The organism is Lelliottia sp., assembly GCF_045627565.1.
Taxonomy (GTDB): Bacteria; Pseudomonadota; Gammaproteobacteria; order Enterobacterales; family Enterobacteriaceae; genus Enterobacter.
Genome location: NZ_JAZQNX010000044.1, coordinates 250,525 through 264,212, shown reverse-complemented (window position 1 = coordinate 264,212; position 13,688 = coordinate 250,525). Strand labels below are relative to the sequence as shown.

The 13,688-nt window shown below is 48.0% G+C and carries 15 protein-coding genes and 3 tRNA genes; 14 read left to right on the top strand and 4 right to left on the bottom strand.

Annotated features, from left to right (window positions below; translation table 11 throughout):
- Positions 1-12: 12 nt before the first annotated feature.
- The 6 genes from fliZ (at position 13) to sdiA (ending at position 4,926) form a co-directional block, all read left to right on the top strand.
- Positions 13-564: a flagella biosynthesis regulatory protein FliZ gene (fliZ, locus tag ACKI5T_RS21420; RefSeq protein WP_407440038.1), complete on the top strand. Its 552-nt coding sequence runs from the start codon at positions 13-15 to the stop codon at positions 562-564.
- Between the two features lie 85 nt (positions 565-649).
- Complete coding sequence (gene tcyJ, locus ACKI5T_RS21415; protein ID WP_407440036.1) at positions 650-1,450, top strand: cystine ABC transporter substrate-binding protein; 801 nt, start codon at positions 650-652, stop codon at positions 1,448-1,450.
- Between the two features lie 106 nt (positions 1,451-1,556).
- Positions 1,557-2,543 carry a D-cysteine desulfhydrase gene (gene dcyD, locus ACKI5T_RS21410; protein ID WP_407440034.1) on the top strand — a complete coding sequence of 329 codons (987 nt, stop codon included), beginning with the start codon at positions 1,557-1,559 and terminating at the stop codon, positions 2,541-2,543.
- Between the two features lie 20 nt (positions 2,544-2,563).
- A complete protein-coding gene (gene tcyL / locus ACKI5T_RS21405) occupies positions 2,564-3,232 on the top strand; it encodes a cystine ABC transporter permease (RefSeq protein ID WP_407440032.1) in 669 nt (222 codons plus the stop codon).
- Positions 3,229-3,981 (top strand): L-cystine ABC transporter ATP-binding protein TcyN, encoded by a 753-nt coding sequence (gene tcyN, locus ACKI5T_RS21400; RefSeq protein WP_407440031.1) that lies wholly within the window; start codon positions 3,229-3,231, stop codon positions 3,979-3,981. The genes tcyL and tcyN overlap by 4 nt, the downstream gene beginning before the upstream one ends.
- Before the next feature lie 222 nt (positions 3,982-4,203).
- Positions 4,204-4,926: a transcriptional regulator SdiA gene (gene sdiA / locus ACKI5T_RS21395; protein WP_407440029.1), complete on the top strand. Its 723-nt coding sequence runs from the start codon at positions 4,204-4,206 to the stop codon at positions 4,924-4,926.
- Between the two features lie 67 nt (positions 4,927-4,993).
- Here the strand turns inward: sdiA and ACKI5T_RS21390 are convergent, their stop codons facing one another.
- Positions 4,994-5,218, bottom strand: coding sequence for a DUF2594 family protein (locus ACKI5T_RS21390; protein WP_407440028.1), 225 nt, complete (start codon positions 5,216-5,218; stop codon positions 4,994-4,996).
- A 467-nt stretch (positions 5,219-5,685) separates the two neighbouring features.
- Here ACKI5T_RS21390 and uvrY point away from each other — a divergent pair, with 467 nt between their 5' ends.
- The 7 genes from uvrY (at position 5,686) to cspA (ending at position 11,060) form a co-directional block, all read left to right on the top strand.
- Positions 5,686-6,342 (top strand): UvrY/SirA/GacA family response regulator transcription factor, encoded by a 657-nt coding sequence (gene uvrY / locus ACKI5T_RS21385; protein ID WP_407440026.1) that lies wholly within the window; start codon positions 5,686-5,688, stop codon positions 6,340-6,342.
- On the top strand, positions 6,339-8,171 hold the full coding sequence (uvrC, locus tag ACKI5T_RS21380) for an excinuclease ABC subunit UvrC (RefSeq protein ID WP_407440024.1): 1,833 nt from the start codon (positions 6,339-6,341) through the stop codon (positions 8,169-8,171). Before uvrY ends, uvrC begins: the two co-directional genes overlap by 4 nt.
- Positions 8,172-8,226: 55 nt before the next feature.
- Positions 8,227-8,775 carry a CDP-diacylglycerol--glycerol-3-phosphate 3-phosphatidyltransferase gene (gene pgsA / locus ACKI5T_RS21375; protein WP_015959501.1) on the top strand — a complete coding sequence of 183 codons (549 nt, stop codon included), beginning with the start codon at positions 8,227-8,229 and terminating at the stop codon, positions 8,773-8,775.
- Positions 8,776-8,927: 152 nt separating this feature from the next.
- Positions 8,928-9,003, top strand: a tRNA-Gly gene (locus tag ACKI5T_RS21370).
- A 46-nt stretch (positions 9,004-9,049) separates the two neighbouring features.
- A tRNA-Cys gene (locus ACKI5T_RS21365) sits at positions 9,050-9,123 on the top strand.
- A 12-nt stretch (positions 9,124-9,135) separates the two neighbouring features.
- Positions 9,136-9,222, top strand: a tRNA-Leu gene (locus ACKI5T_RS21360).
- 1,625 nt (positions 9,223-10,847) lie between these two features.
- A complete protein-coding gene (cspA, locus tag ACKI5T_RS21355; RefSeq protein WP_015959500.1) occupies positions 10,848-11,060 on the top strand; it encodes an RNA chaperone/antiterminator CspA in 213 nt (70 codons plus the stop codon).
- Positions 11,061-11,659: 599 nt separating this feature from the next.
- On the opposite strand, the gene ACKI5T_RS21350 is transcribed toward cspA, so the two are convergent.
- Positions 11,660-11,917 carry a hypothetical protein gene (locus ACKI5T_RS21350; RefSeq protein WP_407440022.1) on the bottom strand — a complete coding sequence of 86 codons (258 nt, stop codon included), beginning with the start codon at positions 11,915-11,917 and terminating at the stop codon, positions 11,660-11,662.
- A gap of 484 nt (positions 11,918-12,401) precedes the next feature.
- Between ACKI5T_RS21350 and ACKI5T_RS21345 the strand changes: the two genes are divergently transcribed.
- Complete coding sequence (locus ACKI5T_RS21345; protein WP_407440021.1) at positions 12,402-12,620, top strand: cold shock domain-containing protein; 219 nt, start codon at positions 12,402-12,404, stop codon at positions 12,618-12,620.
- A 302-nt stretch (positions 12,621-12,922) separates the two neighbouring features.
- Here the strand turns inward: ACKI5T_RS21345 and ACKI5T_RS21340 are convergent, their stop codons facing one another.
- Positions 12,923-13,081: a YnfU family zinc-binding protein gene (locus ACKI5T_RS21340; protein ID WP_216979987.1), complete on the bottom strand. Its 159-nt coding sequence runs from the start codon at positions 13,079-13,081 to the stop codon at positions 12,923-12,925.
- Between the two features lie 263 nt (positions 13,082-13,344).
- Positions 13,345-13,578 (bottom strand): hypothetical protein, encoded by a 234-nt coding sequence (locus ACKI5T_RS21335; protein ID WP_407440112.1) that lies wholly within the window; start codon positions 13,576-13,578, stop codon positions 13,345-13,347.
- Positions 13,579-13,688: the final 110 nt, after the last annotated feature.

Sequence of the window (13,688 nt, the reverse complement as noted above, 5' to 3'; positions counted from 1 at the left end):
CCAGGAGTTATCATGACGGTGCAGCAATCTAAAAGACGGCCTTTAAGCCGCTACCTAAAAGACTTTAAACACAGCCAGACTCATTGTGCACACTGCAATAAGCTGCTTGACCGTATCACGCTGGTTCGTCGTGGCGAAATCGTCAATAAAATTGCGATCTCCCGTCTCGATACCCTGATGGATGAATCCGCGTGGCGTGAAGAGCAGCAGGAGTGGGTCGCTTTGTGTCGTTTTTGTGGCGATCTGCATTGCAAAGAGCAGAGCGACTTTTTCGATATTATCGGCTTCAAACAATTCCTCTTTGAGCAAACCGAGATGAGTCACGGGACCGTGCGCGAATACGTCGTGCGTCTGCGTCGTCTGGGGCAACATCTGACGGTACAAAATATCTCGCGCGATCTGCTGAAAACCGGTTACATGGATGAAAACCTGGAACCGTGGTTGCCTGCAACCAGCACCAACAACTATCGCATCGCGCTGCGTAAATACGCGCAATATAAAGCGCATTTGCCGGGTACGGTCACGCAGAAAGTCTACGCCGAAGCGACTTCTGATATATATTAAAATTGAATAAGATGTAGCGGACTCGCCTTTGACGCCAAAGGCGAAAGCCTTACACTACTCAAAAAACCACTATATCGGGGTATTTATGAAATTAGCACTTCTGGGTCGTCAGGCGCTGATGGGCGTAATGGCTGTGGCGCTGGTCGCGGGAATGAGCGTGAAAACGTTTGCGGCCGAAGGATTACTGAATAAAGTGAAAGAGCGCGGCACGCTGCTGGTTGGGCTGGAAGGAACCTATCCACCGTTCAGTTTCCAGGGTGACGATGGCAAGCTGACCGGCTTTGAAGTTGAGTTTGCCGAAGAGCTGGCGAAACATCTGGGGGTGAAAGCGTCGCTGAAACCCACCAAATGGGACGGCATGTTGGCCTCACTGGATTCCAAACGTATTGATGTGGTGATTAACCAGGTCACCATTTCTGATGAACGTAAAAAGAAATATGATTTCTCAACGCCGTATACCGTGTCAGGTATTCAGGCGCTGGTGAAGAAAGGTAACGAAGGCTCGATCAAAACCGCTGCGGACCTGAAAGGTAAAAAAGTGGGTGTCGGTCTCGGGACCAACTACGAAGAGTGGCTGCGCCAGAACGTGCAGGGCGTGGATATCCGCACCTATGATGATGACCCGACAAAATATCAGGATCTGCGCGTGGGCCGTATTGATGCGATCCTGGTCGACCGCCTGGCCGCGCTGGATCTGGTGAAGAAAACCAAAGACACGCTGGCCGTTGCCGGTGAGCCGTTCTCGCGTCAGGAATCTGGCGTTGCCATCCGCAAAGACAACGACGATCTGGTCAAAGCGATCGACGGTGCTATCGCTGAGATGCAAAAAGACGGAACGTTAAAAGCGCTGTCTGAGAAGTGGTTCGGTGCTGACGTCACCAAATAAGTCTTAAATGACAAAAAAAGGCGCTTTTAAAAGCGCCTTTTTTATTTCTGGCGTTCTAGCGTGCATAATAAAAATAATAAACAAAAACAGAGTTACCGGAGGTTCCATGTCACTGCAAAATTTAACGCGCTTTCCGCGCCTCGAGTTTATCGGCGCGCCGACGCCGCTAGAATATTTACCGCGGTTTTCGGATTACTTAGGGCGCGATATCTTTATTAAACGTGACGACGTGACCCCTACGGCCATGGGCGGAAACAAACTGCGTAAGCTTGAGTTCCTGGCGGCTGATGCGCTGCGCGAAGGGGCTGATACCCTGATTACTGCGGGTGCGATTCAGTCCAACCACGTTCGCCAGACGGCGGCGGTGGCCGCAAAACTCGGGCTGAACTGCGTGGCACTGCTGGAAAACCCGATTGGCACGCGTGCGGAAAATTATCTCAGCAACGGAAATCGCCTGCTGCTGGATTTGTTCAACGCGCAGATTGAAATGTGCGACGCATTAACCTATCCAGCAGAACAGCTCGAGGCGCTGGCGACGCGCGTAGAAGCGCAGGGCTTTCGGCCTTATGTGATTCCGGTAGGCGGCTCCAATGCGCTCGGTGCGTTGGGATACGTAGAAAGCGCGCTTGAAATCGCGCAGCAGTGTGAAGGCGCGGTGAGTTTGTCCTCGGTGGTCGTGGCATCGGGTAGCGCGGGAACGCACGCAGGACTTGCAGTAGGGCTTGAGCAACTGATGCCGGACGTCGAACTCATTGGCGTGACCGTATCGCGTAGCGTGGCGGATCAAAAGCCAAAAGTGTTTGCTTTGCAACAGGCGGTTGCGCAGCAGCTGGAAGTCCCGGCGCAGGCTGAGATTGTGCTATGGGATGACTATTTTGCGCCAGGCTACGGCACGCCGAATGATGAAGGGCTGGAAGCGATAAAATTGCTGGCGCGTCTGGAAGGGATCTTGCTCGATCCGGTTTACACGGGTAAGGCGATGGCGGGCCTGATCGACGGTATCACTCAGAAGCGCTTCAAGGATGAAGGCCCAATTCTGTTTGTGCATACGGGCGGAGCGCCTGCGTTGTTTGCCTATCATCCCCACGTCTAAAAGCAGGTAGAAAAACGATAATGCAAGAAAGTATTCAGCTGGTTATTGATTCGCTACCGTACCTGCTCAAGGGCGCTGTGTTTACGCTGCAGCTCAGTCTGGGTGGGATGTTCTTTGGTTTAGTGCTGGGCTTTATTCTAGCGCTGATGCGTATGTCGCCGGTTCTGCCGGTGCGTTGGCTGGCGCGCTTTTACATTTCCATATTTCGCGGTACGCCGCTCATCGCCCAGCTGTTTATGATTTATTACGGCCTGCCACAGTTTGGTATTGAGCTGGATCCTATTCCGGCGGCGATGATTGGCCTGTCGCTGAACACGGCGGCGTATACGTCTGAGACGCTGCGTGCCGCGATTTCATCCATTGATAAAGGCCAGTGGGAAGCGGCGGCCAGTATCGGGATGACCCCGTGGCAAACGCTGCGTCGCGCCATTTTGCCCCAGGCCGCACGCGTGGCGCTCCCGCCGCTGAGCAACAGTTTTATCAGTCTGGTAAAAGATACCTCCCTCGCCGCGACGATTCAGGTACCGGAGTTGTTCCGTCAGGCGCAGCTGATTACGTCGCGCACGCTGGAAGTTTTCACCATGTATCTGGCCGCCTCTCTGATTTACTGGGTGATGGCAACCGTACTGTCCGCGCTGCAAAACTATTTTGAAAATCAGCTTAATCGTCAGGAGCGAGATCCGAAATGAGTGCAATTGACGTCAAAAACCTGACGAAAAAATTCCACGGGCAAACTGTCCTTCACGGCATTAACCTTGAAGTGCAGGAGGGCGAAGTGGTGGCGATTATCGGGCCGAGTGGTTCTGGTAAAACCACGCTGCTGCGCAGTATTAATTTGCTGGAGCATCCAGAGGGCGGAACCATTCGCGTGGGTGATATCACCATTGATACCGCGAAGTCGCTTGGGCAGCAGAAAACGTTGATTCGCCATCTACGCCAGCATGTCGGTTTTGTGTTCCAGAGTTTTAACCTGTTCCCCCATCGCACGGTGATGGAGAACATTATCGAAGGGCCGGTCATCGTAAAGGGTGAGCCTAAAGACGAGGCGATTCAACGCGCCCGTGAACTGCTGGCAAAAGTTGGGTTGTCCGGGAAGGAGACCAGCTATCCGCGTCGTCTGTCGGGGGGTCAGCAGCAGCGCGTGGCGATTGCCCGTGCGCTGGCGATGCGACCCGATGTTATTTTGTTCGACGAACCAACATCGGCGCTCGATCCCGAGCTGGTAGGGGAAGTGCTGAACACCATCCGCCAACTCGCGCAGGAGAAGCGAACGCTGGTGATTGTCACGCATGAGATGAGCTTTGCCCGGGACGTGGCAGACAGAGCAATCTTTATGGATCAGGGGCGTATTGTAGAGCAGGGGCCAGCAAAAGAATTGTTTACCAATCCCCAACAGCCGCGTACGCGTCAGTTCCTCGAGAAGTTTCTGACGAAATAGTCCGCTTTACTCAATTTGCTCCAGAAAACCAATCTGGAGCAAAATTTTCCCCTATTGTCCGTAATGGGAGGTGTTTTTATTCTGCTTCTTCATTTCAAACCCTGCTTAAACGCAACTAATTCTCAATTGGGGCAATATTTTATACATATAAATAAGTTTTATGTGTTACGTTGTATTCACCATAATAATGATTAGTTTTTTCAGGGGTTTTATTCGGTAAGTATGAGGGAAACAGACTTTTTTACATGGCGACGGAATTGCTTCCTGCGATTCCAGGAGATGGGCTCTGCCGATGAAGTGTATGAAGAACTTCAACGACAAACTCAGGCACTTGAATTCGATTATTACTCACTCTGTGTCAGGCATCCGGTTCCATTCACGCGTCCTAAAATATCCATTCATTCAAGCTATCCGGCGGAATGGATTTCGCAATATCAGTCAGAAAATTATTTCGCTATTGATCCGGTATTAAAGCGTGAGAATTTCTTGCAGGGGCATCTTCCCTGGACTGACGCGTTATTTGCGGATGCGCAGGCGTTATGGGACGGCGCGCGCGACCACGGTCTGCGCAAGGGCATTACACAATGTTTGATGTTGCCCAATCATGCGCTGGGCTTTCTCTCGGTTTCTTGCACCAGTCAGTTTGGTAAAATGATGGACAGCGATGAAATAGAATTGCGCCTGCAAGTGTTGGTGCAAATGGCGCTGACCACATTGCTGCGATTTGAGCATGAAATGGTGATGCCACCTGAGATGAAATTCAGCAAGCGTGAAAAGGAAATTCTGAAGTGGACGGCGGAAGGAAAAACGTCGGCTGAAATCGCGATTATTCTTTCGATCTCAGAAAATACGGTCAATTTCCATCAGAAGAATATGCAGAAGAAATTTAATGCGCCGAATAAAACGCAGATTGCTTGCTACGCGGCGGCGACCGGTTTCATCTGACCACAACATTGTTCTGCGTGCCAGACACGAAGACGGCTGAATGCATTGCGTTCAGCCGTTTCTTTTTTTACTGACGGTAAGCCTGTTTAATTTGCTTAACTGTGCCAGCATATATGTCAGCCTGGCTTTGATCTTCCATCTGCGCGATTTGTCTTTCCATCTTAATGATCACACGGCCCGCATCGGCCTGACCCATTGCCTGAAGCATAAGAGTCAACAGTGCTTTCAGACAGGATACTTCCTGCGCCAGTTCTTGGTTATTTTCCGCGGTGGCGAATTCAGGTGTGCTCATGGATAATCCTCATTACAAAACTGCGCTGTAGCGCGACGATGAAAGTTAAGGCGGCGGAGTATACCATAAGCCAGAGGAAAAAAAGCAGTGGTTGTTTTTTGAACATCCTGCCGTTTTGTTTATTCGGGTAAACTAGGGTTAAGTATAATTGCTATCGTGTTTAAATATCCCTTAATTGTTTAGTCTTGGTTTGGCTGCTGTTAATTATTGTTACAAAAATATATGTTCTGTTTTTTGCGCTTCCTGCCGTGTTTATTTTTTGTAACTTTTTGAATGCAGGTGCTTAAAAAGGGCAAAGAACGCCATTAAGACAGGGTTTTTCTTTCCACTTGCTGTACAGACTAATTTCCAAAAAAGAGAACGGAATCGTACTGCACCTTTTTAACGTTTTAAACTTGGGAGGAAAACCGTTAATATAAACCAATTAGCAGTCAGTCGCGTTATCCCTATTTCTGGAGACATTTCCTTTGATCAACGTCCTTCTTGTTGATGACCACGAACTCGTGCGCGCAGGGATACGTCGCATACTTGAAGATATAAAGGGTATTAAAGTGGCCGGAGAAGCCTGCTGCGGTGAAGACGCCGTGAAGTGGTGCCGAAGCAACTCTGCCGATGTGGTGCTAATGGACATGAATATGCCTGGCATCGGTGGGCTTGAAGCCACGCGCAAAATCGCCCGCGCCTTCGTTGATACCAAAGTCATCATGCTGACCGTGCATACCGAAAACCCCTTGCCCGCGAAAGTGATGCAGGCTGGCGCAGCCGGTTATCTCACTAAAGGCGCTGCGCCGCAGGAAGTGGTGAATGCCATTCGTTCCGTGTATTCCGGACAGCGCTATATCGCCTCGGATATCGCTCAACAGATGGCGTTGAGCCAGATTGAGCCGGAAAAGACGGGTTCACCGTTTGCCAGTTTGTCTGAGCGCGAATTGCAGATTATGCTGATGATCACCAAAGGCCAAAAGGTGAATGAGATTTCGGAGCAACTGAATCTTAGCCCGAAAACGGTGAACAGCTACCGCTATCGTATGTTCAGTAAACTGAACATTCATGGCGATGTCGAACTCACTCACCTGGCTATTCGTCATGGTCTGTGTAATACAGAGACCCTAACCAGTCAGTGAGTGATGTGTTCGATTCTAAATCTTTCCTGAAAACCGTAACCAGCCAGCCAGGCGTATACCGTATGTACGACGCTGGCGAGACGGTTATCTATGTTGGTAAGGCGAAGGACCTCAAAAAGCGCCTTTCCAGTTATTTTCGCGATAATCTTGCCTCGCGTAAGACTGAAGCGCTGGTTGCGCAAATTCAGCAGATCGATGTCACCGTCACCCATACTGAGACGGAAGCACTCCTGCTTGAGCACAACTACATCAAGCTGTATCAGCCTCGCTACAACGTCTTATTACGTGACGACAAGTCTTATCCCTTTATCTTCCTGAGTGGCGACACTCATCCGCGCCTGGCCATGCACCGTGGTGCTAAGCATGCGAAAGGGGAGTATTTCGGTCCCTTCCCAAACGGCTATGCGGTACGTGAAACGCTAGCGCTGCTGCAAAAAATTTTCCCGGTTCGCCAGTGCGAAAACAGCGTTTATCGCAACCGCTCTCGGCCATGTCTGCAATATCAGATTGGGCGTTGTCTTGGCCCGTGTGTGGCTGGTCTGGTCAGCGAAGAGGAATACGTGCAGCAGGTTGAATATGTGCGCTTGTTCCTGGCCGGTAAGGACGATCAGGTTCTGACGCAGCTAATTGAACGCATGGAAAAGGCCAGTCAGTCGCTGGCGTTTGAAGAAGCGGCGCGCATTCGGGATCAGATTCAGGCTGTGCGTCGCGTGACGGAAAAACAATTCGTCTCCAATAATGGCGACGATCTGGATGTTATTGGTGTCTCTTTCGATGCCGGGCTGGCCTGCGTACATGTTCTGTTTATTCGCCAGGGCAAGGTCCTGGGTAGCCGCAGCTATTTTCCAAAAGTGCCGGGTGGCACTGAATTGGGCGAAGTGGTGGAAACTTTTGTTGGCCAGTTCTATCTGCAGGGTAGCCAGATGCGCACGTTGCCGTCGGAAATTTTGCTCGACTTTAATCTGAATGATAAAACCCTCCTGGCTGACTCGCTTTCTGAGCTGGCGGGCCGGCGGGTCAACGTCCAGACCAAACCTCGAGGCGACCGTGCACGCTATTTGAAGCTCGCTCGTACTAATGCGGCGACTGCGCTGACCACCAAACTTTCTCAGCAATCGACTATTCATCAGCGCTTACTCGCCCTGGCGACGTTGTTGAAATTGCCAGAAGTGAAGCGCATGGAGTGTTTTGACATTAGCCACACCATGGGCGAGCAAACTGTCGCCTCTTGCGTGGTGTTCGACGCGAACGGCCCGCTGCGCGCGGAATATCGCCGCTATAATATTACGGGCATCACGCCTGGCGATGATTACGCAGCGATGAATCAGGTGCTGCGCCGTCGCTACGGAAAAGCGATCGAAGAGAGCAAAATCCCGGACGTCATCATTATCGATGGCGGGAAAGGGCAGTTGGGTCAGGCGAAACAGGTTTTTGCTGAGCTAGACGTGCCGTGGGATAAGCATCATCCGCTGATGCTGGGAGTGGCGAAAGGGACTGACCGTAAGGCGGGTCTGGAAACGCTATTCTTTGAGCCTGAAGGCGAGGGGTTCAACCTGCCGCCAGATTCTCCTGCTTTGCATGTCATCCAGCATATCCGCGATGAGTCGCACGATCATGCTATCGGTGGGCATCGCAAAAAACGGGCGAAAGTGAAAAATACCAGTACGCTTGAAACGATCGAAGGCGTTGGGCCAAAACGTCGACAAATGTTGTTGAAATACATGGGGGGATTGCAAGGATTACTCAACGCGAGCGTGGAGGAAATTGCAAAAGTGCCAGGTATTTCGCAAGGGCTGGCAGAAAAGATCTACTACTCGTTGAAACATTGAGGGCTCTGTAGCAACATAGAGCTAAATTTACTGACAACAGACAGTTACCGTCATTATGCGATTTAATATCCCTACGTTGCTTACGCTTTTTCGCGTCGTACTTATCCCATTCTTTGTTCTGGCATTTTACCTGCCGTTCACCTGGGCACCTTTCGCATGTGCATTCATTTTTCTTATCGCCGCGGTGACGGACTGGTTTGATGGTTATCTGGCGCGTCGCTGGAATCAGAGTACGCGTTTTGGTGCGTTCCTCGATCCGGTTGCGGATAAAGTGATGGTCGCCATCGCGATGGTGCTGGTGGCGGAGCATTACCATACCTGGTGGGTGACGCTGCCTGCTGCCACCATGATCGGCCGTGAAATCATTATCTCTGCACTGCGTGAGTGGATGGCTGAGCTGGGTAAACGCAGCAGCGTTGCGGTTTCCTGGATCGGCAAAGTGAAAACGACCGCCCAGATGGCTTCGCTGGTGTGGATGCTGTGGCGTCCAAATGCGTGGGTAGAGTGGGCGGGCATTGGTCTGCTGTGGGTTGCCGCCGTCCTGACACTGTGGTCGATGCTGCAATATCTGAACGCCTCACGCGGCGATTTGCTTGAACAGTGATCGTTTCGACGCAAATTTCAGCAAACGATCCTGGGAAGCAAAAATTAACGTTGACTCAAACCGTCATATAAGTAGAATGCAACGCATCGAACGGCGGTACGCTTAGCCAGTCGGTAGTAAAATCAAGTGATTAGCATAATGACTTGATGATTGCGGGAATAGCTCAGTTGGTAGAGCACGACCTTGCCAAGGTCGGGGTCGCGAGTTCGAGTCTCGTTTCCCGCTCCAAATTATAAGTATCGGCAACAGCGGGTGCTCAGTAAAAAGATTCAAAGGCGCGTTAGCAAAGCGGTTATGTAGCGGATTGCAAATCCGTCTAGTCCGGTTCGACTCCGGAACGCGCCTCCAATTTCTTCCCGAGCCCGGATGGTGGAATCGGTAGACACAAGGGATTTAAAATCCCTCGGCGTTCGCGCTGTGCGAGTTCAAGTCTCGCTCCGGGTACCATGGGAAAGTAGAATAATCAAAGCAATAAGCAGTGTCGTGAAACCACCGAAAGGTGGTTTTTTTGTGCCTGTAAATCACGTTCCGCCATTTGCTTTCACTATAAGGTTAGGTAGGCACTGCCCAAACCACCGGCACGATAGACAATTTCTTGTCGTATCTTTCTGAGGCTAATTACGCCGCGCAGATATGAAGGTAATGCCGCATTCTGTGCGACTTCCCGGCGAAACCTAAAGGAGACCTGGCCCGCTTCGCTGATCTTGAACTGCAAAATCGGACAGACTCAATCAGCAGTTGTCAGCCAATGAAATTCAGCGCGGAAAATAGTTTTGCTTGTTTTATGTTAAGAGGTACTGAATGAGTGACCATAAAATATACAGAGCAAAGACAACCCGTATCATTTTAAATAGGTATCTTACATGGCGCCACTCGTGGCGTTCTCTGGCGTTGGCTTGGTAGATTGACGCTTCTACACTTGGTTTCTTTTTCCTTCTTTTCCGCAGTTCATCAAAGCCTCAAAATAAAAGAAGAATGACTACCCCTATTTTAAGAAGTACCGAGCTGTCTATACTGAAATGTGTTTCCCAGTTCCAGTTAATATTGTTCATCTCTTCTGACCTTTTACCCTTTGGGCTTGACGACAGTGATTTATAACAAGTTAAGTCTTTTATATCCACACTGGAATAATGGTTATAGTGCATATTATTATCATGCCTCATGTGTGTGCTAATGATGTCATGTTCGTGTTGGGTTGTTATACCAGCCTCTCACTCACAGCGGCCACAGGGCATAGTAGGGGCGGTTCAGTCACTATTGCTGTTAATAAAAACATGTTTTAAAAAACAGTATTGACCTCGAATCTTAAATGAGTAAATTAGTACTCAGCAGCACAATAAAATCGTTAGTAAATAGTATGAAATACTGGGTTAAACCATTTTGCTATACGGGCCACGAAGTTTGTTGTTTGGGATGTAGTTTGCTTTCAGGCCTTGTAGAGTTTGTGCTGGTTTGCAAAATGGTAGTGATAGCGCGACGATGTAAGGCCTTGTTTTTCTTGTTAATGTCGGTGGTTTCGCTTGTTGATGGTAACCGGATCGGCAAAGGGCAACGCATCAAAGAGTGTATGTCGCGAGGGGGGATGTGCTTGTTCAAGTTGCCACGCTCAGATTTTATAAGCGCAGGCAGGTATATAACGAGATAAATAGAGGGAGGTTTTTAGTCTATACACCCAATATTATCTGTAGTAAACGGGTACATTTAAAAGCAGTATCAATAGCAGTATCACTCTATTAAGTCCATTAATGTCAAATCTGAAGCCTGTAGTACCTTAAAAGCCCTGGCTGCAATGGTCAGGGCTTTTAAGATTACTCCCTCTTAGAATTGTAAATTTTCCCAACAAATCACTGACAAAAGTAACCTTGATTATTATCCCATAAGAGTCCAACATGCCTCATCGGTTTGGCATACAGACCTTATGAAAGCAGTTTTAGTAAAGCAGTCCTCATTTCAAGCGATATCCTTTGATACTCTTATGCATGAGCCTTCTCCTAAGTGCCCAATAAGTCCTCATCTGCAAGCAGGCCATGTTCGCCGCCACGTGTGGCTCAAGAAAATTTAAGGAAATATCTATGTCTAACAAAATGACTGGTTTAGTAAAATGGTTTAACTCTGAAAAAGGCTTCGGCTTCATTACGCCAGCCGATGGTAGCAAAGATGTATTCGTACATTTTTCTGCTATTCAGAGCAGCGATTACAAGACGCTGGACGAAGGACAGAAGGTTGAATTCTCGATTGAGAATGGTGCCAAAGGTCCGGCAGCTGCTAACGTTACCGCGCTTTAATTGCTGATAACGCCGTGCACACTTATGGCAGCGATGATGGCTTCAGCCTGAGCAGATAAGTGAACGTAAAAAACCCGCCTTGAGCGGGTTTTTTACGTTCAAGGCATGGCATATAGCAGAAGATGGCCGTCGTTTTACTTCAACTGCTGGAGTGAAAAAACGAAACCAAATAGTGCAAATCGAACGATGGTGACAAAAAGAAAACCGATTAGAAATTTCCAACCCAACAATCTATCCTCCCTACGTCAGTTTAATAAGCTAGAGAGATAATAATATTGATTATTTACAGGTCAACCGGTGTAGGTGTTTTCCAGAATAAGCAGTCATGAGTACTGTCAACAGGACACTTTTCTGTATCTGGCACACCGTTACGTTATCAAGATCATATTCAGCAGCAGATAATGAAATATTAAAAGAATTTGCAGTATGGAGGTGAGATGAATTTTTTAGCTGTGAACATACCGATATGACGAACTGACGATTGCCTCAAATACTGATCTCAGGGGCTCTCATCTCATATCACAGCCAATCAATAACATTGCGTGAAAGGTCAATTTCTGCGACGTCACACACAGTGTTATACATTGATAAAAGTTCGATTAACCAACTGATTTTTCGAGGTTTTTTATTGCGGCTTCATAGGCTAACGCTTCGTCAACGGAAGCGCTCGTTTCGTAAATATGCACATACTTGCGGGTGAGGTGCTGAATCAGCATTTTTGGCGTTATGTGGTCAGCTACGCCGGCCTGGATAATGTCAAAGACAGCGCTGCCTATGACTCTGTCAACATCGTTTGTGACGAATTCGTTGGATGAAAAGCTAAACATGTCGCTGTCCCGCATTGTTAATGTATACATTTAAGCATACACGCCTTACTTCATTCGTGTACCGCGTGGTCGTTGTTTTCAGACATTTGTGATTATCATCCGATAATTTGGTCCAGAACGGCAACTCGATAGTCTGCTTCATATGACTCTTCCGGGATAGAAGTGATGTGTAGAAGCATGAAGAAAATTAAGACGTTAGACATTGTTTGGCGGTCTTTAAATCTTGAGCTTATAACAGGTAAAAGCGCTTTGAACGTGTGGGCGATAATCTTCTCTTGAAAGGCTTTCGGCCCGGCAAAATGTCATAGCATATGAGATGGGTAGTAAAGAATGCTTTGCTTATTGTCACCGTCCGTGCCTTAATGTCCTGATAAGTTCGATGTACAAGCGAACGTAAACATTTTATCGGGCAGTCCTCATTACCAGGTGCTATCGCTGATACCCTTCCTTCTGAGTCCATACGTTTATTATTATACGTTTATTACCCCACTCATCATGCGTAATAGGAGTAAATATGTCCTCAAGAATCAGAGGTCTGGTAAAGTGGTATAAAGAAGATAAAGGTTTTGGTTTCATCTCTCCTCTTGATGGAGGCAAAGATATCTCAGTCCATGTTTCGAATCTTAAGGGTGATAATTGTCAAACCCTATTTGAAGGACAGAAGGTTGAGTACACTATTTATAATGGTAACAAAGGTCCCGCTGCTTCTAACGTAATACTTTGTGATAAATAAATAGGTGTGGTTCTGCGATATCGAGTGGAAGGATAACCGAGCAGGCATAACTGTAAGATGATTGAAAGGCCGAAAATTTCTAAAATGAGGCCAGCATCTTTTCAGTTGTGCTGACCGGAATGATGAAGCGCAGGCCTCTCGCATGAACAGTCTAAAAGTTGACGTTAACTGACAGTATAAACAGTAATGAGCATCAATGATTAGACGGCCTACAACAGCATCATTTTTGGTATTCCCTAAACTACGGCTAAATATGGGGCGTTAGTTGCAACGCTCATCATATCTGCAACAATTTTTTGCAGTCATTTTGATGACTTGAACAAGGTGCTGCAAAACGGGCAGACCAGCTGGGAACCTTTTTGAACGCGACTAAAACTGTGTTCTGAGTCTTTAGAACAGTTTGGGCATGGGCATTTGACTAAATAATTACGACGGGTTTGTGAATTTTTACGTCCAGACATAGGCATCTCCTGATATAAGGGACGACCACGATACACGTTTACTATAATAATTACTCGTGTTTTTTACGATGAATTAGAAAATGCCAGGGATTTGGAAATACAAGTTTTTTCTGAGAAAAAATCTACCGGTATCGTCTGTAATGAGGCTCATAATATTTGAGCGAATAGCAGACATCATTTAATCCGCAACTCATATCCCTATTTTGATGATGAAGCGCTCATTCTTTCATGCCCGGAAAATGTTTAGCGCGCAGCGCAATCGTCTACAATCTTCCGTTTATCTTTTGGTTATCCCTGAGCACTTCGATAGCGGTTTGCATTGCGACTTTATTATCTCTGCCTGATAGTTTTTTTTGCGTAACCTGCAGGTATTCAAGAAGCGTGCGAGTGTTGATTGGGCGGCCTGTTTTACCGACTTCGAGCACTGCATTACCCAGAATGATTTTTACGGGTGGGAGCTGGGCTGGGTACCAGTCGAGGGTGTCTTCTGATTTCATGACAAATTTCTCTTGGAAGGGCAGTTTACCACAAATTGAGTCAGCCGGCGCGTTGACAGATAGTCCATGTTGTACAATGCCCACACAAACTCCTCGCCATAATCAATTAT